Source organism: Streptomyces hilarionis, from assembly GCF_024539675.1.
Lineage (GTDB): Bacteria > Actinomycetota > Actinomycetes > Streptomycetales > Streptomycetaceae > Streptomyces > Streptomyces hilarionis.
Genome location: NZ_JAHHIT010000084.1, coordinates 22,773 through 44,277 on the forward strand (window position 1 = coordinate 22,773; position 21,505 = coordinate 44,277).

A 21,505-nucleotide genomic window follows, 5' to 3' on the forward strand; every position below is an offset into this window, starting at 1 on the left:
GGAATGGCAGCCCACCCGCGTACGTTCTCCCCCTACGACCGCCCGTCCCCCGACCCGCCGAAGGAGCACGAGAGACATGCTGGGCACCGTGACGATGTACAGCACCACGTGGTGCGGCTACTGCCAGCGGCTGAAGAAGCAGATGGACCGCGAGGGCATCGCGTACACCGAGATCAACATCGAGCAGGACCCGGATTCCGCCGCGTTCGTCGAGAAGGCGAACGGCGGGAACCAGACGGTGCCGACCGTGCTCTTCCCCGACGGTTCGACGCTGACGAACCCGTCGCTGGCACAGGTCAAGCAGAAGATCGGCGCGTGACCGTGTCCGGCGCGTGACCAGGCGCGGCGTGATGACGAGGGGCGGCCCCGAATGCTCGGGGCCGCCCTTCGTCCGTGTCCGCGGCCCGGCTCAGACGCCGCGGGTGGGCAGCGGCTTGCCGTACCAGAGCTCGATCAGGCGGGCCGCGATGGAGATCCCGTAGGGCGGCAGCACCTCGCCGGACTCGAAGGCGGCGCCGAGTTCGTCGCGGGAGAACCAGCGGGCCTCGTGGATCTCGTCGCCGTCGACCTCGATGTCGGTGGACGTGGCGCGGGCCATGAAGCCCAGCATGAGGCTGGACGGGAAGGGCCAGGGCTGGCTGGCGATGTACTCGACCGGGCCGACGGTGATGCCGGCCTCCTCGAAGACCTCGCGGCGCACGGACTGCTCGATGGACTCGCCCGGCTCGACGAACCCGGCGAGGGTCGAGAAGCGGCCCTCGGGCCAGTGCACCTGTCGGCCGAGGAGGATGCGGTCGTCCTCGTCGGTCACGGCCATGATCACCGCGGGGTCGGTGCGCGGGTAGTGCTCGGCGCCGCAGGCGGGGCAGCGGCGGATGTGGCCGGCGGCGGCGATGACGGTGCGCTCGCCGCAGCGGGAGCAGAAGCGGTGGGTGCGCTGCCAGTTCTCCAGTCCGACCGCGTGCACCATCAGGCCCACGTCGCGGGGCGACAGCAGCAGTCCGGCCTCGCGCAGTCCGGCCGGGCGCGCGGACTGGTCGATGCGACCGGGCAGCGCGTCCTTCTGGAGGGCGAAGTAGCTGACGCCGTCGTCGTCGGTGCCCAGGAAGTAGCGGTGCGCCTCGGTGAGGGGCGCCTCGAACGACGGGGTCATGACGAGTTCGGTGCGGCCGTCGGGCGTCTCGTCGATGAGGACCTGGCCGCCGGAGACGACGAAGCACCGTGTCGTCGGGTGGCTCCACGCGGCGGCAAGCCAGGCCTCGTCGAGCCGGTGGTGGGCGGCCCGGTCCACGCCGCTCGGCGCGGTGAGCGAAATGGGTCGATCGGCGTTCTGGTCGGTCCAGGTGGTCACGGGTACTTCCAACTCCCCCGGTGGAACGGTTGTTTCGGCGGGCGGTTCAGCGGGACGTACAGCAGGGGACGACCGGTTCGGGAGCGGTGTCGCGGGGCGGGGCGGTCTGCCCGGTGTGCGCCCCGCGCGCGGGCCCCGCGGGCCGATCGGGGATCTCAGGGCGCATGACGCCAGTTCTCCGCGAGGTCGCCCCAGAGGTGGGCGGCGGTCTCGACGCCCTTGAGGAGGAGGTCGAGCTCGACCTTCTCGTTCGGCGCGTGCCAGCCGTCCGAGGGGACGGAGATCCCCAGGAAGAGCACGGGGGCGCCGAGGACCTCCTGAAGGTCGGCGGCCGGGCCGGAGCCGCCCTCGCGGGTGAAGCGGACGGGCGTCTCGAAGGCGCGGCCCATGGCGCGGACCACGGATTGCAGCGCCGGGTGGTCCAGCGGGGTCAGACACGGACGGGTGGCCGGGCTGAACGTGATCTCGTGCCGGATGCCGGCGGGCAGCTGCTCGACGGCCCACGCGCGGACGGCCTTCTCGACGTGCTCGGGGTCCTGGCCGGCGACGAGCCGGAAGGACAGCTTCACGAACGCCGAGGACGGGACGACGGTCTTGCTGCCGGGACCCTGGTAGCCGCCGCCGATGCCGTTGACCTCAGCCGTGGGGCGGGCCCAGATGCGCTCCAGGGTGGTGTGCCCCGCCTCGCCGTGGACGGCGTGCGAGTGCGCGGTGCGCAGCCACTGCTCCTCGTCGAAGGGCAGCTCGGCGAAGAGTGCGCGCTCGCGGTCGGTGAGCTCCACGACGCCGTCGTAGAAGCCGGGCACGGCCACGCGCGCGTGCTCGTCGTGCAGGGTCGCCACCAGGCGGGCGGCCGCGGTGGCCGGGTTGGGCACGGCGCCGCCGAAGGAGCCCGAGTGGATGTCCTGGTCGGGGCCGAGGAGCCGGATCTCGCACTCGGCGAGACCGCGCATGCCGGTGCACACGGTGGGGGTGTCCTCGGACCACATGCCGGTGTCGGAGACGATCACGGCGTCCGCGGCGAGCCGCTGCGCCTGCCGCTCGACCAGGTCGCGGAAGTTCGGGGAGCTGGACTCCTCCTCGCCCTCGATCAGCAGCTTGAGGGTGACGGCCGGGGCCGCACGGCCGGTGGCGGCGAGGTGCGCGCGTACCCCCAGGGTGTGGAAGAAGACCTGGCCCTTGTCGTCGGCCGCCCCGCGCGCGTAGAGGCGGTTCCCGCGCACGACGGGTTCGAAGGGGTCGCTGTCCCAGCCGTCCTCGACGGCGGCGGGCTGCACGTCGTGATGGCCGTAGACCAGGACGGTGGGGGCCTGCGGATCGCCGGACGGCCACTCGGCGTAGACGGCCGGCGCGCCCGGCGTCGGCCAGACCTCGACCGTCGGGAAGCCGGTCTCCGCCAGCTTGGCGGCGAGCCAGTCCGCGCTGCGCCGTACGTCGGGTGCGTGGTCGGGCTGGGCCGACACCGACGGGATGCGCAGCCACTCGGCGAGGTCGTCGAGGAACGCGGCGCGGTGCTGCTCGACGTACGTGCGGACGGCGCTGACGGCACTGTCAACGGTTTGGCTCATGGCCACGAGCCTATCGGCCCGCGCCGTCGTCCTCGCCGGGTCCTCGCAAGCCCGGTTCGCGCCCGGCCGGCGCGTCGCCGTCGCGCCCGGCGGCCTCCTCCCCGGTCAACAGGCGCTCCAGCGCGGCACGATCGGGCAGTCCGGGCGGCCGTACGACGTCGCCGGTGCGCACGTACAGGAAGCCCGCTGTGACGGATTCCACGGGCACGCCCTGCTGCTCGGCCCACGCCAGCCGGTACAGCGCGAGCTGGAGCGGGTCGGCCGTGCGCGCGCGGTGGGTCTTCCAGTCGAGGATGTCGTAGGTCGCCGTGTCTCCGTCGCCCTCCTTGTAGACGGCGTCGATGCGGCCCCTCACGACGCGGCCGGCGAGGGCGAGCTGGAAGGGCGCCTCGACGCGGTAGGGGGTGCGGTGGGCGTACTCGGTGCGTTCGAAGGCGTCCTTGAGCGCCTGGAGGTCGCGCTCGTCGGCGATCTCGGCGTCGTCCCCGGGCAGTTCGTCGGGCCCGAGCAGGGGGAGCGTCAGTTCCTCGAAGCGGGCCTCCACCCAGGCGTGGAACCGGGTGCCCCGGCGCGCGGCCGGCTGCGGGGGGCGCGGCATGGGGCGGGCGAGTTCCTGGGCGAGGCCGTCCGGATCGGCGGCCAGCCGCAGGACCTGGGACGCGGTCAGGGTCGTCGGAAGGGGGACGTCCGTGACGCTTCGGCGGGCGCGCAGCAGTTCGCCGGCGAGGGCGTCGAGGTCGCGGTCCCAGGAGGCCACGGCGCGGGCTTCCTCGGGGGTGAGGCGGTTCCCGCGCGCGGGGCCGGGGGCGCGGCCGGGGCCCGTGGCCTGGTGGGGCACGGCGAGGGAGGGGCGGGCGTCCTCGTCGAAGGGGTCCTCGAAGGGGTCCTCGTAGGGGTCCTCGAGGGGGCCGTCCTCGAGAGGATCCTCGTCGAGCGGCACGTCCGCGAAGGGGTCGGGTTCGTCGAGGGGCGGCTCGTCCTCGTCGGGGGGAGGCGGCCAGTCGGGGTCGTCGTGGGCGTCGGGGTCGTGGGCGGGAGCGGGATGGCCGTCCTCGTGCGCCGCGAGGGCGTCGAGGTGGGCGAGGACGGTCTCGGCGGCGGTCCGTCGGCGGGCCAGCGCGGCGTCGTCCAGCGGGAGCGGCCACACCTGGTCGACGGCGGCCCGGTGCAGGGCGGGGTTCTCGGCGTCCTCCCCGGGCTCGTCCGCCCAGACCTCGATCTCGCCGTGTCCGGCCGCGCAGTGGTCGTGCAGCGCCCGGAGGAAGCCGGACGGTCCGCGGGGCTTCTTCTGGGTGGGGCCCCACCAGTGGCCGGAGCCCAGGAGGAGGGAGCGGGGGCGGGTGAAGGTGACGTAGCCGAGGCGGAGCTCCTCGGTGTGCTGATGTTCCTTCATGGCCTCGTGGAAGGCCTTCATGCCTCGCGCGTCCCAGGACTCGACGTCGGGGAGGGTGTCGGCGTCGCCGCGCAGTTCGTGCGGCAGCACCTTGGCCTGCGCGGTCCACTTCTCGCGGCCCTGGCCGCTGGGAAAGGTGCCGACGACCAGGCCGGGGACCACGACGACGTCCCACTCCAGGCCCTTGGAGCGGTGCGCGGTGAGCACCTTGACGGTGTTCTCGCCGCCCGGGAGCGCGTTGTCGAGGCCCTTCTCGTACTGGGCGGCGGTGCGCAGGAAGCCGAGGAAGGCCAGCAGGCTCGCCTCGCTCTCGTGGGCGGCGAAGGAGGCGGCGATGTCGAGGAAGTTGGACAGGGTCTCGCGGCGGCGGGCGGCCAGGGCGTGCGGCGACGCCGACAGTTCGACCTCCAGCCCGGTGACGGCCAGGACGCGGTGCAGGACGTCCATCAGAGGGTCGGCCAGCGAGCGGCGCAGGTCGCGCAGCTCGGCGGCGAGGCGGGCGAAGCGTACGCGCGCGTCCGGCGAGAAGGGGAGCCCGTCGTCGTCGCCCGTGCCGCCGTCGGCGTACAGGGGCGTCTCCAGGAACGTGTCGAGGGCGTCGGCGAGCGATATCACCTCGGACGGGTCGACCCCTTCGACGGCCTCGGCGAGGCGGCGGTCCGGGTCGTCGCCGCCGTCCCCGCGCGCGTGGCCGACGAGGAGCCGGGCGCGCCGGCCCAGGAGGGCGAGGTCGCGCGGGCCGATGCGCCAGCGGGGGCCGGTGAGCAGCCGGACCAGGGAGGCGTTGGCCCCGGGGTCCTGGAGGACCTCACAGACGGCGACGAGGTCGGCGACCTCGGGCAGGTGCAGCAGCCCGGACAGGCCCACCACCTCGACGGGGACGTCCCGGGCGACCAACGCGCCCTGGATCTCGGCGAAGTCGGTGGCCGTGCGGCACAGGACGGCGATCTCGCCGGGCGCGGTGCCGGTGCGCACGAGATGGGCCACGGAGTCGGCGATCCAGTCCATCTCCTCGGCGTGGGTGGGCAGCAGGGCGCAGCGGACCACGCCGTCGCGTTCGGCGCCGGGGGCGGGGCTGAGCGCCTCCACGCCCGCGTGCATGGCGCGCAGGGGCTCGGCGAGGTCGTTGGCGAGCTCCAGGAGGCGGCCGCCGCTGCGGCGGTTCTCGCTGAGCGACTGCCGGCGTGCCCTGCTGCCGTCGGCGTGCGCGAAGTGCGCGGGGAAGTCGTCGAGGTTGGCGACGGAGGCTCCGCGCCAGCCGTAGATGGCCTGGCAGGGGTCCCCGACGGCGGTCACGGGGTGGCCGGTGCCGCCGCCGAACAGGGCGGCCAGGAGGATGCGCTGGGCCACCGACGTGTCCTGGTACTCGTCGAGCAGGACGACGCGGAACTCGTCCCTCAGAAGGGGGCCCACTTCGGGAACCTGGGCCAGTTGTGCGGCCAGGGCGATCTGGTCGCCGAAGTCGAGCAGGTCGCGTTCGCGTTTGGCGGCCCGGTAGCGCAGCACCAGGTCGGCCAGTTCGCGCCGGGCGGCGGCCGTCTCGGGCGCTTTGCGCAGGTCGGCGTTGGTGAGTCTCGCGCCGTCCAGGGAGAGCAGCAGCTCGGCGTCCCACCGGCGCAGGTCCTCGGGTCGTACGAGGTGCTCGGCGAGTTCGGCGTCGAGCGCTAGGAGGTCGCTGATCAGGTCGGCGAAGGAGCGGGTGAGCGACGGGTAGGGGCCGGGCGCCTCGCGCAGCACGCGCGCGGCGAGCTGGTAGCGGGTGGCGTCGGCGAGCAGGCGGGCCGTCGGCTCCAGCCCGATGCGCAGGCCGTGATCGGTCAGCAGCCGGCCGGCGAAGGCGTGGTAGGTGGAGATCGCCGGCTCGCCCGGCGGGTGGTCGGGGTCGATCACGTCGGGGTCGGTGACGCCCGCCCTGACCAGTGCCTTGCGGACGCGCTCGGCGAGCTCCCCGGCGGCCTTGTTGGTGAAGGTCAGGCCGAGGACCTGCTCGGGGGCGACCTGGCCGGTGCCCACCAGCCACACCACGCGCGCCGCCATCACGGTCGTCTTGCCCGACCCGGCGCCGGCCACGATCACCTGCGGGGCAGGCGGCGCGGTGATGCAGGCCGTCTGCTCCGGGGTGAAGGGGATCCCGAGGAGCTCCTTGAGCTGCTCGGGATCGCTGATACGGGCGGGCATGGGGAGAGGCTAGCGGCGGGCACTGACACTCGATGACAAATCACCCGTCGTCCCGGCGGAAGCGCAGCTCAGCGCGGGTGGTGCGGTCCGTCACACCCTCGCCCGGCAGGACCGCCGGGCTCACTCGACGACGTGCCGTCCCTCGGGGCGGGCGCTGCACGAGGCGCGGAACGCGCAGTGGGCGCACTGCTGGCCCGCGGTCGGCGTGAACCGCTCGTCGAGGACCTTGCCCGCCGCCGTGGCCAGCAGGTCCCCGACCCACTCGCCCTCCAGCGGCTCCTGCGCCTGCACCTTGGGCAGGGCGTCCCCGCCGTCCCGCTTGGCGGCGCCCTGACGCAGCTGGACGAGTTCCGCGCCGCCGGGTGCGGGCCGCACGCCGTCGAAGGCCTCGTCGACGGCGCCTTCGCGCACGGCGAGCTGGTAGACGGCGAGCTGGGGGTGGCGGTCCACCTCGCGGGCCGTGGGCGCCTGCTTGCCCGTCTTGAAGTCGACGACGTAGGCGCGGCCTTCGCCGTCCGCCTCCACACGGTCCATCTGGCCGCGGATGCGCACCTGGTAGTCGCCGGCCTCGAGCGTGACGTCGAAGTCGTGCTCGCTGGCCACCGCGGTGCGGCCCGCGCGGTCCGTCACGTGCCACTGGAGGAAGCGTTCGAGCGCCACGCGCGCGTGCGCCTTCTCCTGCGCCGACTTCCAGGGCGCGTCGAAGGCGAGGGCGTTCCACACGGAGTCGAGGCGTTCCATGAGGACGTCGAGGTCGGCCGGGGTGTGCCCGGAGGCGACCTCGTCGGCGAGGACGTGCACCACGTTGCCGAAGCCCTGGGCGACGGTGGCGGGGGCGTCGGCCTTCACCTCGCGGCCCAGGAACCACTGCAACGCGCAGGTGTTGGCGAGCTGGTCGAGGGCGCTGCCGGAGAGCACGACGGGCTGGTCGCGGTCGCGCAGCGGCACCTTGCTCTCGGTCGGCTCGAACATGCCCCACCAGCGGTAGGGGTGGGCGGCCGGCGCCAGGGGCCTGCCGTCCTCGTCGGCGAGCGCCGCGAGCCGGGCCAGGCGACGGGCGGCGGCCTCCCTGAGGGGGGCGGACGCGCGCGGGTCGACCGTCGTCGCGCGCAGTTCGGCGACCAGGGCGGCGACCGAGAGGGGGCGACGGGGGCGGCTCGTGACGTCCTTGGGCGCGACGCCGAGCTCGGTCAGGAAGCGGGAGGGCTGGTCGCCGTCGTCGGCGGGCGCCTTCACCGCGGTGACGACGAGCCGCTCCCGCGCGCGGGTGGCGGCCACGTAGAAGAGGCGGCGCTCCTCGGCGAGCAGCGCGCCCGGGGTCAGCGGCTCGGCGAGTCCGTCGCGGCCGATGCGGTCGGCCTCCAGGAGGGAGCCGCGACGGCGCAGGTCCGGCCACAGGCCTTCCTGGACGCCGGCCACCACGACCAGGCTCCATTCGAGGCCCTTGGCGCGGTGGGCGGTCATCAGGCGCACGGCGTCGGGGCGTACGGCCCGCCGGGCGAGGGTGTCGGCGGCGATGTCCTCGGCCTCGATCTCGGCCAGGAAGTTCAGCGCGCCGCGACCGCCGGTGCGCTCCTCCGCGCGCGCGGCGGTGGCGAAAAGCGCGCACACGGCGTCGAGGTCACGGTCGGCGTTGCGGCCGGCCGCGCCGCCGCGCCGGGCGGCCCGCTCCAGGCGCGCGGGCCAGGGCGTGCCGTCCCACAGGTCCCACAGCGCCTCCTCGGCCGTGCCGCCGCGCGCGAGACGCTCACGGGCCGTCGCCAGCAGGGCCCCCAGGCGCTGGGCCCCGCGCGCGTAGGCCGGGTCGTGGGAGACCAGCCGCTCGGGCTGGGCCAGCGCGCGGGCGAGCAGGACGTCGGAGGGCGGCGGCAGCGGGTCTCCGGCGGCGCGCTCCTCCTCGCGCAGCGCCCGGCCGAGGCGGCGCAGATCGGCGGCGTCCATGGCCGCGAGGGGCGAGGTGAGCAGGGTGAGCGCGGTCTCGGCGTCGAGCCAGCAGCCCTCGGCGCCCACGGCGGCTCGGGCGCGCCCCAGCGCCTCCGCGCCGTCCTCGCCCTCGTCGACGTCCGCGCCGTCCTCGACGTGCGCAACGTCCTCCCCCGGGCCGTCGGAGTCCCGCCCGCTGTGCGGGGCCGGGTCGTGCTCCGTCCGCGCGGTGAGCCGGCCCTCGGCGTCGGCGCTCCCGGTGGGCGGTGCCGGGGCGGTCGCCGTCGGCTGGGCGGTCTCCGCCGTGGCGACCGCCCGCAGAGCCGTGAGCAGGGGGGCGACCGCCGGTTCGTGGCGCAGGGGGAGGTCGTCGCCGTCGATGTCGAGGGGGACTCCGGCGGACGTGAGGGCGCGGCGGACCGTCGGGATCGTGCGGGACCCGGCGCGTACGAGGACGGCCATCTCGCCCCAGGGGACGCCGTCCTCCAGGTGCGCGCGACGCAGGATGTCGGCGACGTTGTCGAGCTCGGCGCCCGGGGTCGGGTACGTGTGGACCTCGACGCTGCCGCCGTCGCGTACGGCCGCGAGTTCGCGGTGGGCGCGGACCTTCGCGGCGGGCAGGCGGGTCAGGGGCATCCGCTGGGTGAGCAGCCGGGTGGCGGCCAGCAGGGCGGCGCCGGAGCGCCGGGAGGTGCGCAGGACCTCGACGGGGGCCGGACTGCCGTCGCGGCGCGGGAAGGCCTGGGGGAAGTCGAGGATGCCGTTCACGTCGGCGCCGCGGAAGGTGTAGATCGACTGGTCGGGGTCGCCGAAGGCGACCAGGGTGCGGCCGCCGCCGGCGAGGGCGTGCAGCAGCCGCACCTGGGCCGGGTCGGTGTCCTGGTACTCGTCGACGAACACCGCGTCGTACTGCGCGGCGAGCCGCTCGGCGACGTCGGCGCGGTGGGCGAGGAGGACCGCGCGGTGGACGAGTTCCGCGTAGTCGATCACGCCGTGCAGGTCGAGCACGTCGAGGTACTCGGCGAGGAAGGCGGCGGCGGCCCGCCAGTCGGGACGGCCGATGCGGTGGGCGAAGGCGTCCAGGGAGGAGGCGTCGAGGCCCAGCTCGCGGCTGCGGGCCAGCACCGCGCGGACCTCGTCGGCGAAGCCGCGGGTGGTGAGACAGGCGCGCAGTTCGTCCGGCCACCGCACGTGCGCGAGCCCGAGCCGTTGCAGGTCGAGCTGGCCGGCGAGCAGCTCGCGGACCGCCACGTCCTGCTCGGGGCCGGACAGCAGCCGCAGCGGCTCGACGAACATCTCGGCGTCCTGGTGGGCGCGGACCAGGGCGTAGCAGTACGAGTGGAAGGTGGTCGCCTGGGGCGCGTGGGCGGCGCCCATGCGGAGGGCCATGCGGTCGCGCAGTTCGACGGCCGCCTTGCGGCTGAAGGTGAGCACCAGGACGCGCGCGGGATCGCCGCCAGCGGCGATCCTGGCCGCCACGGACTCCACGAGCGTGGTGGTCTTCCCCGTGCCCGGACCGGCCAGGACGAGCAGGGGACCCGCGCCGTGGTCAACCACCGCGCGCTGGGCGGCGTCCAGACGAGGGGGGGCCACCCGGGCCGCCGGGGTGCGCACCAGCCGGTAGGCGCCACGACTGCCCTGCCGCCCCTGGGGGTGCGACAGGCGCCTGGTGGACGAAGAGGAGCTCACGTGGTTCGCCGGTCCTGGTGGGTGTGCTGGTTGACGGAGCGACGCTCGGGAAGAGCGGTGGTCGCGGGATGAGAGAGACGTGTGCAGCCGACGCTACGCCGACCGGCAGCCCGGAAAGACAGCTTCCGCTTCTTCCCCGGAGCCCCTGCTCGCCCACGCGACCCGAGTCGCCCACGCGGCCCTTCCGGCCCACGCCGCGCCCCCGGCCCACGCGACACTCCGAGCCCGCGGGCCACGCGCGACCCTCGCCCCTCGAACGTACGCCATGTCGCGGACGTGCCCGGTTCGCACGGTTTCCCCCGTACGGGCCACAAGATCCCCCCGGCTCCCCGCGATGGCGGAAGCTGTCAGGTGTGACCTTCCGCGTCCTGGCCGCCGTCCCATCTCGCCCGTCTCATGTCGAGGCGCGGCACATGGCCCTCGGCCGCCCTGCTCGCCTCCTTCAGCGGGGTGCCCTCGGCGCGGTAGTGGTTCAGCGCCCGCAGCTCGTGGCCGGGCAGCAGCACCCCGTCCGCGCGCACGACACGCCACCACGGGGCGGTGCCGCCGTAGAGCGCCATCACCCGGCCGACCTGTCTCGGGCCGCCCTCCTCCAGCCACTCCGCGACGTCCCCGTACGTCATGACCCGCCCGGGCGGGATCAGATCCGCGACCTCGAGGACCCGCTCGGCGTACTCCGGCAGCGCGTCGGTGTACTCCGGGCGGGCGTCGTCCGGAAGGCTCTGCTCGCTCATCCGCCCCATCCTGCCCCACGGCACCGACAATGCGACGGGCCCGCGACCGTGTGTGCCCCTCGCCCCCCGGCGGTCCGTCGGGCAGACTGTGCGCCCCCGCATTTGCACCCTGATGCCCCCGTGTGTCGGTGCGGCATGCCACCATCGTGCGGGCGGTGACCGGTGATACGAGACCAAGAAGAGACGATGAAGCAGCAGGGCGTGCGACCTGAGGGCGCGGAGGGCACCTCTGACGCTGCGTCGCGCCCGGACGCCGCCGACGGGGTGCCGCAGGACGGCATACAGCAGGACCGAGTGCCGAAGCGCGAGGTCGCGCAGGGCGGCGCGCCGCAGGAGGAGACACGGGAGGCCGAGGTAGCGCGGGAGGTGCACATCGACGAGGTGGAGGGCGACGAACCCCTGCTTCCCGCGCGCGTGCACCGTCCTCCCGACCTGATGCGCCTGCTGATCGGCGTGCTCGCCGTCGTCGTCCTGCTGGGCATCGCCGCCTTCGCACACGGAACGACCTCGGGCCTCGAGCAGGACATCAACAAGGGCACCGGACAGGCGCCCGACCTGCTGATCAAGATCGCGGGTCTGGCCTCCAGCATCGCGATCCTGCTCGTGCCCGTGGCGTTCGCGATCGAGCGGCTGATCAAGCGGGACGGCCTGCGCATCGCCGACGGTGTGCTCGCGGCGGTCCTCGCGCACGGCGTGACCCTCGCCACCGACCTCTGGGTCGCCAAGGGCGCTCCCGGTTCGATCCAGGAGGCGCTCACCCAGCCCTCCCCCGGCGACGTCCACGCCCTCACCGACCCGGTGCACGGCTACCTGGCGCCCGTCATCGCCTACATGACGGCCGTCGGCATGTCGCGGCGGCCGCGCTGGCGCTCGGTGCTGTGGATCGTGCTGCTGCTGGACGCCTTCTCGATGCTCGTCACCGGCTACACCACCCCCTTCTCGATCATCCTCACGGTGCTGATCGGCTGGACGGTGGCGTACGGCACGCTGTACGCGGTCGGCTCCCCGAACGTGCGCCCCACCGGGCGGACGCTGATGGCGGGACTGCGGCACGTCGGGTTCCGCCCGGTGAGCGCGGCCCGCGCGGAGGTCCCCGACGCCGCCGAGGGCGATCGCGGCCGACGCTACTTCGTCCACCTGGAGGACGGCCCGCCGCTGGACGTGACGGTCGTCGACCGGGAGCAGCAGGCCCAGGGCTTCTTCTACCGCGCGTGGCGCAACCTGACCCTGCGCGGCTTCGCCACCCGCAGCAGCCTGCAGTCGCTGCGCCAGGCGCTGGAGCAGGAGGCCCTGCTCGCCTACGCGGCCATCGCGGCGGGCGCCAACGCGCCGAAGCTGATCGCGATGTCGGAGCTCGGACCCGACGCGGTGATGCTCGTCTACGAGCACACCGGCGGCCGCACCCTCGACTCGCTGTCGGACGAGGAGATCACCGACGATCTGCTGCGCAACGCCTGGCATCAGGTGCGGGCGCTTCAGTCGCGGCGGATCGCGCACCGTCGCCTCGCGGGCGACGCCATCCTGGTGGATCGTTCCGGCACGGTGATCCTGACCGATCTGCGCGGCGGCGAGATCGCGGCCGGCGACCTGCTGCTGCGCATGGACGTCGCCCAGTTGGTGACGACGCTCGGACTGCGCGTCGGCGCCGAACGCGCGGTCGCCTCCGCGGTGGGCGTCCTCGGACCGGACGCGGTCGCCGACTGTCTGCCGATGCTCCAGCCCATCGCGCTGACCCGCTCCACGCGCGCGACGCTGCGCCGGCTGGCCCGCGAGCGGGCTCAGCGCGAGCGCGACGCCGTCCTGGAGGCCTCCCAGCAGGCCAAGCAGGCGCGCCTGGAGGCGACAGGACACGACGAGGCCGGGACCGTCGCCCTGGACAAGCCCGGCAAGAAGGCCGAGCGCGCGGAGGCGCGGGCCGAGAAGCGCGCCATCGACGAGGCGCTGGAGGAGGCGCGCGAGGAGGACCTGCTGACGCAGATCCGGCACGAGGTGCTGCTCATCCGCCCCCAGGCGCCGGTCGAGCCGGCCCGGCTGGAGCGTGTGCGGCCGCGCACGTTGATGAGTGTCATCGCGGGCGCCATCGGGGCGTACTTCCTGTTGACGCAGCTCACGCACATCGAGTTCGGCCCCCTCATCGAGAACGCCGACTGGGGCTGGGTCGCCGCCGCCGTGCTGTTCTCCGCGCTGAGCTACGTGGCCGCGGCCATGAGCCTGCTGGGCTTCGTCCCGGAGCGGGTGCCGTTCCCGCGGACCGTGGCCGCCCAGGTCGCCGGCTCCTTCGTGAAGATCGTCGCTCCGGCGGCGGTCGGCGGGGTCGCGCTCAACACGCGCTTCCTCCAGCGCTCGGGGGTGCGGCCGGGGCTCGCCGTCGCCAGCGTCGGCGCGTCGCAGCTGTTCGGTCTCGGCTGCCACATCCTGATGCTGCTGTCGTTCGGCTATCTGACGGGAACCGAGAAGACGCCGTCGCTGTCGCCGTCCCGCACGGTCATCGCGGGTCTGCTCACGGTGGCGGTGCTCGTGCTCGTGGTGACGTCGGTGCCGTTCCTGCGCAAGTTCGTCTCCACGCGCGTGCGGTCGCTGTTCGCCGGCGTCGTGCCGCGCATGCTGGACGTGCTCCAGCGGCCGCAGAAGCTGGTCACCGGCATCGGCGGCATGCTCCTGCTCACCGCCTGCTTCGTGATGTGCCTGGACGCGTCGATCCGCGCGTTCGGCGACGGGTCGACCTCGCTGAGCATCGCCAGCGTCGCCGTCGTCTTCCTCGCGGGCAACGCGCTGGGCTCCGCCGCCCCGACACCGGGCGGCGTCGGGGCCGTCGAGGCGACCCTGACGGTCGGTCTCATCGCCGTCGGCCTTCCCAAGGAGGTGGCGGCCCCCGCGGTGCTGCTCTTCCGCCTGCTGACCCTGTGGCTCCCGGTCCTCCCGGGCTGGCTCGCCTTCAACCAGCTCAGCCGCAAGGGCGCCCTTTAGTAGCCGACTGCCCCCGAGTGCCGGCAGCCGGCGGCGTGGCTCGCCGCCGAACGGCACTGCCGTACCTCGTACGGCCCGCGCCCCGCGCGCGTGCCGTGACGCCGCCGCAGGATGGGTGTCATGCCGAACCCCTCCCGTCTGCGCGTCGCCGCCGTGGCCGCCGTCTGCGTGCTGTCGTCCTCCCTGGCGGCGGGCTGCGGCGACGAGGCGGGGGACGGCGACCTGACGGCCCAGAAGCTGACCTGGAAGGACTGCCCGGCCCCCTCCCAGGCGGAAGGGGGCGGCGGCGCGCCCTCTCCGCTGCCGCACGGCGGCGCGTGGCAGTGCGCCACCATGAAGGCGCCCCTCGACTGGGCGGACCCCAAGGGCGACACCATCGGCATCGCCCTGATCAGGGCCCGGGCCGACGGAGCCCGCAGCAGGCGCATCGGCTCGCTGATCTTCAACTTCGGCGGCCCGGGCGGCTCGGGCGTCTCCACGCTGCCCGCCTTCGGCGACCAGTACGCGGCCCTGCGCACCCGCTACGACCTGGTGAGCTTCGACCCGCGCGGAGTCGGCCGCAGCGCCGGCGTGCGCTGCGAGAACGACCAGCAGCTCGACGCCTACTTCCAGCAGGACGCCACCCCCGACGACGCCGCGGAGCGCGCCGCCCTGCTGAAGCACACCAGGACGTTCAACGCGGCCTGCGAGAAGCACTCCGGCAGGACGCTGCCCCACGTGCGGACCACCGACGCGGCCCGTGACATGGACCTGATGCGCCAGGTCCTCGGCGACGACCGGCTGTACTACTTCGGCATCTCCTACGGCACCGAGCTGGGCGGCGTGTACGCCCACCTGTTCCCGAAGAAGGTGGGGCGCGCGGTGTTCGACGGCGTCGTCGACCCCACGCAGACGTCCGAGCAGGGCTCGCTGGGGCAGGCCCGGGGCTTCCAGCTCGCGCTGCGCAACTTCGCCGAGGACTGCACGTCCAAGGCTGAGGACTGCCCCGTCGGGGACACCCCCCAGGACGTCGAGGACCGCATCGCGCACCTCCTGCCGGCCCTCGACCGCAAGCCGATCCCGGGCATCTTCCCGCGGGTGCTGACCCAGAGCGCGGCAACGAACGGCATCGCCCAGGCCCTGTACGCCAAGGAGTTCTGGGCATACCTCACCGAAGGGCTGGAGCAGGCCTACGCGGGGGACGGGCAGACCCTGATGCTGCTGTCCGACCTGATGAACGGGCGCAGCGAGAACGGCGAGTACAGCAACATCACCGCCGCCAACGTCTCCATCAACTGCGCCGACGACAAGCCGCGCTACTCGGTCGCCCAGGTGCAGGCGCAGCTGCCCCGGTTCCGTGCCGCCTCCCCCGTCTTCGGGGACTTCCTGGCCTGGGGCATGGTGAGCTGCACCGACTGGGCCGTGCCGGGCGCCGCCGACCATCCGGACGTGAGCGCGCCGGGGTCGGCGCCGATCCTGGTCGTGGGCAACACCGGGGACCCCGCGACCCCGTACGAGGGCGCGGGCAAGATGGTGGACGCGCTGGGCCGGGGGGTCGGGGTCGAGCTGACGTACAAGGGGCAGGGACACGGCGCGTACGACAGCAAGAACAAGTGCGTCCAGGGGGCGGTGAACGGCTACCTGCTGAACGGCACGGTGCCCGCCGCCGGAACGGTCTGCTCCTGACGCCGGCCGCCGCAGCCCTCCGGTCCCGACACCCCTCGCCGGAACCCTCCGGTCCCGACACCCCTCGCCGGAACCGACCGCTTCCGACACCGGCGCCGGAACCGTCCGTTCCCGGCGCCCGCCGCCCAGGCCGTCCGCGTCCGGTCCCCGCCGCGCCCTCCGACCGGCCATGAACCCCTCGACCTCCTGAAACCGCAGGTCAAAGGGTTATCCACAGGCTCGGACGGCCGGGTCGCCCGCCGCCTACCATGGCCTGACAGCCGTCCGCCGCCGAGCGTGGACGGCACGCGAGGGGGGACGTGCGATGGCGCGATGGGGACGGTGGACGGCGTTGGGCGCCGCCGCCGCACTGCTGGCGACGGGCTGTGCCGGTGGGTCGGGCGGGAGCGGGGACGGCAAGGGGAGGACGGCCGGCGCGTCCGCCTCGACCGGCTCCTCCGCGACGCCGGGCGCCGCGATCGCCCCGCCCGCCTCGCTGACCGGACAGAAGCTGGAATGGGGCCGCTGCAAGGGCACGGCGGACTCCGCCACACCGGACGCCGCCTGGCAGTGCGCCACGCTCAGGACGCCCCTGGACTGGTCGAGGCCGGACGGCGACACGATCGACATCGCCCTGGTGCGGGCCAGGTCCCGGGCGAGCGGAGGCGACCGGGCCGGCTCTCTGCTGTTCAACTTCGGCGGGCCCGGCGGCTCGGGCGTCTCGACGCTTCCCGCCTTCGGCTCCACATTCTCCTCCCTTCGCGAGCACTACGACCTGGTGAGCTGGGATCCGCGCTCGGTCGGCGCCAGCGAGGGCGTCCGCTGCCGCAGCGACAAGGACATCCAGGCCGCCGAGTCGCTGGACTACACCCCTGACACCCCGGCGGAGGAGCGGGCGTTCTTCCAGGACGCCACCGACTTCGGCAAGGGCTGTGCGAAGGCAGCGGGCCGCCTGCTGGCCCACGCGTCGACGACCGACACCGCCCGCGACATGGACCTGCTGCGCGAGGTCCTCGGCGACCGGAAGATGCACTACTTCGGCATCTCCTACGGCACCGAACTGGGCGGCGTGTACGCCCATCTGTTCCCGAGGAACGTGGGACGGATCGTCCTGGACGCCGTCGTGGACCCGACCGCCGGCGCGGTGGGCCATGCGCAGAACCAGGCACGCGGCTTCCAGCGGGCGCTCGACGACTATCTCGCCTCGACCGGCGAGGACCCGAAGAAGGGCAGCCGGGAGATCGCGGACCTGCTGCACCGGCTCGACGGCGCGCCGTTGCCCGCCTCCGACGGACGCAAGCTGACGCAGACGCTCGCCCTCACGGGCATCGTGCTGCCGCTGTACAGCGAGCAGAGCTGGCCGAGCCTGACCAGGGCCCTGGCCGCTGCGAAGAAGGGGGACGGCACCGAGCTGCTGACGCTCGCCGACGGTTACAACGACCGCGACTCGTCGGGGCACTACGGCACGTCGGCCCACTCCCAACGGGTCATATCGTGCTTGGACGACAGGCAGCGGCCCACCGCGGAGGCGACGAAGCGGAGACTGGCGCAGTTCGAGAGGATCTCCCCCGTCTTCGGCGACTTCCTGGCCTGGGACACGGCCGGGTGGTGCCACGACTGGCCGGTGGCCGGGCAGTACGACACCCCGGAGGTGAGCGCCGCGGGCGCGGCGCCGATCCTGCTGGTCGGCAACACCGGGGACCCGGCCACGCCCTACGAGGGCGCCCGCAGGATGGCGGACGAACTGGGCAAGGGGGTCGGAGTGCTGCTCACCTGGAAGGGCGAGGGGCACGGCGCCTACACGAGCGGGGACGACTGCGTGGCCTCGACGGTGGACGCCTACCTGCTGCGGGGGACGGTGCCGAAGGACGGCAAGGTCTGCTCATGACGACGGCGGGGGCTGCGCGCACTCGTGGTGCGCGCAGCCCCCGCCGATCCGACCGGGCGGCCCGGTGGGCGGTGCGAACGGCCCTGTCAGTAGACGGGCTTGCTCGGCTCGATCTGGTGGACCCAGCCGATCACGCCGCCGCCGACGTGGACGGCGTCCGAGAAGCCCGCGGACTTCAGCACGGCGAGGACTTCCGCACTGCGGACACCCGTCTTGCAATGCAAGACGATCTTCTTGTCCTGCGGCAGGCCCTCCAGGGCGGTGCCCATCAGGAACTCGTTCTTCGGGATCAGCTTGGCGCCCGGGATGGAGACGATCTCGTACTCGTTCGGCTCGCGGACGTCGATGATCTCGATGTTCTCGCCGTCGTCGATCCACTCCTTGAGCTGCTTGGGAGTGATCGTGGCTCCGGCCGCCGCCTCCTGGGCCTCCTCGGAGACGACGCCGCAGAAGGCCTCGTAGTCGATGAGTTCGGTGACGGTGGGGTTCTCGCCGCAGACCGCGCAGTCGGGGTCCTTGCGGACCTTGACCTGCCGGTACTGCATCTCCAGGGCGTCGTAGATCATCAGACGGCCGACGAGCGGCTCGCCGATGCCCGCGAGGAGCTTGATGGCCTCGTTGACCTGGATGGAGCCGATGGACGCGCACAGCACGCCCAGGACGCCGCCCTCGGCGCAGGAGGGGACCATGCCGGGGGGCGGGGGCTCCGGGTAGAGGCAGCGGTAGCAGGGTCCGTGCTCGGACCAGAAGACCGAGGCCTGTCCGTCGAAACGGTAGATCGAGCCCCACACGTACGGCTTGTTGAGCAGCACGCACGCGTCGTTGACCAGGTAGCGGGTCGCGAAGTTGTCCGTGCCGTCGACGATCAGGTCGTACTGGGCGAAGATCTCCATCACGTTCTCGGCTTCGAGCCGCTCTTCGTGAAGGACCACGTTCACGTACGGGTTGATGCCGAGGACGGAGTCGCGGGCGGACTCGGCCTTGGAGCGGCCGATGTCGGCCTGGCTGTGGATGATCTGCCGCTGAAGGTTCGACTCGTCGACCTCGTCGAACTCCACGATGCCGAGCGTGCCCACGCCCGCCGCGGCCAGGTACATCAGCGCCGGCGAGCCCAGCCCGCCGGCGCCCACACAGAGCACCTTGGCGTTCTTCAGCCGCTTCTGCCCGTCCATCCCGACATCCGGGATGATCAGGTGGCGGGAGTACCGTCGGACCTCGTCTACGGTGAGCTCAGAGGCTGGCTCGACCAGGGGTGGCAGCGACACGGGGACTCCGTTGGTCGGTCGATCACTACGGTTGTTCTCCCCGTAACACTGCCACGGCCCTCTTCATTCCGAGACACCCGTTCCAATGCGCGAGACGATCTCGTCCCAGTAGCCGGGCATGGTCTCCCAGGGGTCGGCCAGGCCCGCGCGATCGGCGCCGTCCGTGAACCAGATCGTGCCCGCGCCCTGCCAGCGGGCGATGCGCAGCGCCTCGTCGAGATGACAGCGCGGCACCCCGTGCACGAGGTGGCAGAAGCGCTCGGGCGGGTGCTCGGCGGTCCACTCCGCCACCTGCGACCAGCGGTAGTCGCTCCAGGAGCCGCGGAAGGTGACCAACTGGTCGGCGTGCTCGGCGTAGCCGGGATGCGGGTGGGCGCCGTGTCCGAGGACGAGGTGGGGCGCGTCGTGGAGCGCGCGGAGCGTGTCGGTCGTGCGGCGCACCGCGGGAAGCGCGGCGTGCTCGGCCGGACACCGGTCCAGGAGGAAGCCGTCGACCTGGTACCAGTCCAGATGGCGACGCGCGTCGGCGATCACTTCGGCGAAGGCGCGGGCGCCGTGGCGCAGGTCGAGGCGGCCGAGGACGCGGACGCCCGCGTTGCGCAGCCGGCCCGTCGATTCCAGGCAGCGAGGGTCGGGCCGGACGCCGGGCCCGTCGGCGACGTCGAGGACGACCCAGTGCAGGGGGCGGCCGGGGCGGGTGAGCTCGGCCCACTCGGCCGGCGCGAGGAGGGGGTGGGCGAGGCCGGGGACGCCGAGTCCGGTGCGCACGTCGGTGGTCCCCGAGCTCGCGGTGCCCGCCGGTGTTCCGGTCAGATACGACACGCCGCCTCCATCCAGATGTCGGCGAGGGACTCCTCGAGGTTGATGCGGGGCCGCCAGCCGAGCCGGTCGCGGGCCGTGCGCACGTCGGCCTGCTGCCAGCTCCCGCAGCCGTCCGGGTACGGGTACGCGACCGGTCCGGCGTGGTCGGGTTCGAGGCGCGGATGGCCGATGGCGCTCCTGAGGTGGCCGCCGGGCGGGCCGTCGAGTTCGTGCAGCGCGCCGCCGTACCCGGCCACCCGGGCGAGGACCGCGGCGGCGTCGCGCAGCCGGACGGCGCGGCCGGAGCCGATGTTGATGACGCCCTGCGCCGCGGAGAGGGAGGCGGCGTGCACGGCGCGGGCGACGTCGCGGACGTCGATGAAGTCGCGCTGGACGCCGAGCCCGCCGAGCTTGAGCTCGCCGTCGCCGGACTGCATGGCGCGGCGCATGGCCTCGGCGAGCCGGCCCAGCGGGGAGCCGGCGGGCGTGCCGGGGCCGGCGGGCGAGAAGACCCGCAGCACGACGGCGTCCAGACCGGAGCCGAGGACGAGTTCGGTCGCGGCGAGTTTGCTGACGCCGTACGGGCCGCCGGGGCGCGGCACCGCGTCCTCCGCGGTGGAGGAGCCGGGCTGGCTGGGGCCGTACTCGGCGCCGCAGCCGATCTGCACCAGCCGGGCGCCGCAGCCGCTGCGGCGCAGCGCCTCGCAGACGGTGGCGACGGCGACGGTGTTGTGCCGGGTGAGCTCGCGGGCGCCGCCGCGGGTGGTGCCCGCGCAGTTGACGACGACCTGGGGGTGGACCGCGTCGAGGAAGCGGGTGAGCGCGCCGGGGCTGCCGGACGCGAGGTCGAAGCGGACGTCGGCGTCGTCGCCGCGGCCGAGTGCGGTGAGCTGCACGGCCGGGTCGGCGAGCAGACGGTCGGCGACGAAGCGGCCGAGGTAGCCGTTGGCTCCGATCAGCAGGACCCTCATCGTGCGGCTCCCGGGGTGTGCGTCGCGGCGGTGGCGGGGGCCGCGGGGGCTCCGGTCGCCCCGTGTGCTCCGGCGACCGCGGGTGCCCCGGTGGCACCGGTGGCACCGGTCGCTCCGGATCGGGAGGTGGTCATCTGGTCTCTCCTTCGAGGATGGTGCGGTGGGTTGCGGCCGGGGGCGGGCACGGGCGCGTCGTGCCCTCGGGGCACGGTGGGGGCTGCGTCGCCCGCGGTGGCCGCGGGTGCGGGTGTCGGCGGGCTCGGTTCAGCACGGCTGGTCCGTTCGGGCGTGGGCGGAGGCCCTGGTCAGCGTGCGGGTGGCGTGGATCAGCAGGATGAGTGCGGCGCTCGCGCACACCAGGGAGGGGACGCCGGCCGGGCCCCAGGCCGCCATGAGGCTGTCGACGGGGGCGGCGAGGAAGCCGCATCGGGGCAGGCGTCCCGCGAAGACGGTGGCCAGGGCGAGCACCTCCGCCGCTCCTGCGGCCGCGACGACGACGGCCGGGGCGTGGGCGAATCCGTGCACGGTGAGCAGGCGGGCGAGGAAGAGGAGGGCGCCGAGGGCGAGGACCGGGGCGTAGTCGGCGGGCTCGCCCAGGACCGCGGCGCCGGCGGCGGTCAGGGCGGCGAGCACGCACAGGAACAGGCCGAGGGCGGCCGCCGGCAGCGGCCGCACACCGGCCGCGAACTCCTCCAGGCCGCGGCTGGAGTGCAGGCGGCGACGTGCCTGGACGGCGAGGAAGCGGGCGCTCCAGGCGGCGGGGGCGCAGGCCAGGGTGAGGGTGAGCAGGCGGGCGGCGGCGAAGGGCCAGGGGCCGGCCGTCGTGCCGTCGGGCAGCGCGTCGGGGCCGCCGCGGACGGCGGCGCGCAGCAGGCCGTCGCCGAGGGCGGTGTAGCCGATGAGCCAGCACGTCCAGGCCTCGGTGCGCAGGCCGGGGTGCGCGCGTCGGGGGCCGCTCAACGGGCCCCGGCGCAGCGCCGCGTGCACGGCGAGCGCCACGGCGAGCAGGCCGGCGGCGGTGACGAGCAGGCAGGTCCGTCCGTCGGTGAGGCGTATGCCGGTCAGGGTCGCGGCGCACAGGGCGCCCGGCAGGAGGGTGAGCAGCGCCCAGTAGGGCCGGGGCCGTGGGAGGG

The 21,505-nt window shown here is 74.1% G+C and carries 13 protein-coding genes; 4 read left to right on the plus strand and 9 right to left on the minus strand.

The genetic code is table 11. From position 1 onward, the window contains the following. The first annotated feature begins 76 nt into the window (after positions 1–76). On the plus strand, positions 77–319 hold the full coding sequence (locus tag KMS84_RS21420; protein ID WP_256917976.1) for a mycoredoxin: 243 nt from the start codon (positions 77–79) through the stop codon (positions 317–319). Positions 320–409: 90 nt separating this feature from the next. Here KMS84_RS21420 and nudC read toward each other — a convergent pair whose 3' ends face one another. From nudC to KMS84_RS21445, 5 genes are all read right to left on the minus strand, one after another. Beyond that, entirely contained in the window at positions 410–1,351 is a 942-nt protein-coding gene (nudC, locus tag KMS84_RS21425) for an NAD(+) diphosphatase (protein ID WP_256917980.1), read from the minus strand. 155 nt (positions 1,352–1,506) lie between these two features. Then, the gene (locus KMS84_RS21430; protein ID WP_256917982.1) at positions 1,507–2,919 is read right to left on the minus strand and encodes a dipeptidase; all 1,413 of its coding nucleotides are present in this window, start codon (positions 2,917–2,919) and stop codon (positions 1,507–1,509) included. A gap of 10 nt (positions 2,920–2,929) precedes the next feature. Beyond that, a complete protein-coding gene (locus KMS84_RS21435) occupies positions 2,930–6,490 on the minus strand; it encodes an ATP-dependent helicase (protein ID WP_256917983.1) in 3,561 nt (1,186 codons plus the stop codon). Between the two features lie 120 nt (positions 6,491–6,610). Continuing rightward, positions 6,611–10,102 (minus strand): ATP-dependent helicase, encoded by a 3,492-nt coding sequence (locus KMS84_RS21440; protein WP_256917984.1) that lies wholly within the window; start codon positions 10,100–10,102, stop codon positions 6,611–6,613. A gap of 347 nt (positions 10,103–10,449) precedes the next feature. After that, complete coding sequence (locus KMS84_RS21445; protein ID WP_256917985.1) at positions 10,450–10,836, minus strand: MGMT family protein; 387 nt, start codon at positions 10,834–10,836, stop codon at positions 10,450–10,452. 186 nt (positions 10,837–11,022) lie between these two features. On the opposite strand from KMS84_RS21445, the gene KMS84_RS21450 reads away from it, so the two are divergent. The 3 genes from KMS84_RS21450 (at position 11,023) to KMS84_RS21460 (ending at position 17,335) form a co-directional block, all read left to right on the plus strand. Next, the gene (locus KMS84_RS21450; protein ID WP_256917986.1) at positions 11,023–13,803 is read left to right on the plus strand and encodes a flippase-like domain-containing protein; all 2,781 of its coding nucleotides are present in this window, start codon (positions 11,023–11,025) and stop codon (positions 13,801–13,803) included. 120 nt (positions 13,804–13,923) lie between these two features. Next, the gene (locus tag KMS84_RS21455; RefSeq protein ID WP_256917987.1) at positions 13,924–15,468 is read left to right on the plus strand and encodes an alpha/beta hydrolase; all 1,545 of its coding nucleotides are present in this window, start codon (positions 13,924–13,926) and stop codon (positions 15,466–15,468) included. 304 nt (positions 15,469–15,772) lie between these two features. Then, positions 15,773–17,335 (plus strand): alpha/beta hydrolase, encoded by a 1,563-nt coding sequence (locus KMS84_RS21460; protein ID WP_256917988.1) that lies wholly within the window; start codon positions 15,773–15,775, stop codon positions 17,333–17,335. Positions 17,336–17,421: 86 nt separating this feature from the next. Here the strand turns inward: KMS84_RS21460 and moeZ are convergent, their stop codons facing one another. The 4 genes from moeZ to KMS84_RS21480 form a co-directional block, all read right to left on the minus strand. Continuing rightward, complete coding sequence (gene moeZ, locus KMS84_RS21465) at positions 17,422–18,600, minus strand: adenylyltransferase/sulfurtransferase MoeZ (RefSeq protein WP_256917989.1); 1,179 nt, start codon at positions 18,598–18,600, stop codon at positions 17,422–17,424. Positions 18,601–18,663: 63 nt separating this feature from the next. Further along, complete coding sequence (locus tag KMS84_RS21470) at positions 18,664–19,422, minus strand: spherulation-specific family 4 protein (RefSeq protein WP_256917991.1); 759 nt, start codon at positions 19,420–19,422, stop codon at positions 18,664–18,666. Next, positions 19,410–20,372: an NAD-dependent epimerase/dehydratase family protein gene (locus tag KMS84_RS21475; RefSeq protein WP_256917992.1), complete on the minus strand. Its 963-nt coding sequence runs from the start codon at positions 20,370–20,372 to the stop codon at positions 19,410–19,412. Before KMS84_RS21475 ends, KMS84_RS21470 begins: the two co-directional genes overlap by 13 nt. 264 nt (positions 20,373–20,636) lie before the next feature. Further along, positions 20,637–21,505, minus strand: an 869-nt coding sequence (locus KMS84_RS21480; RefSeq protein ID WP_256917993.1) for a hypothetical protein, incomplete at its 5' end; no start/stop codon positions are given.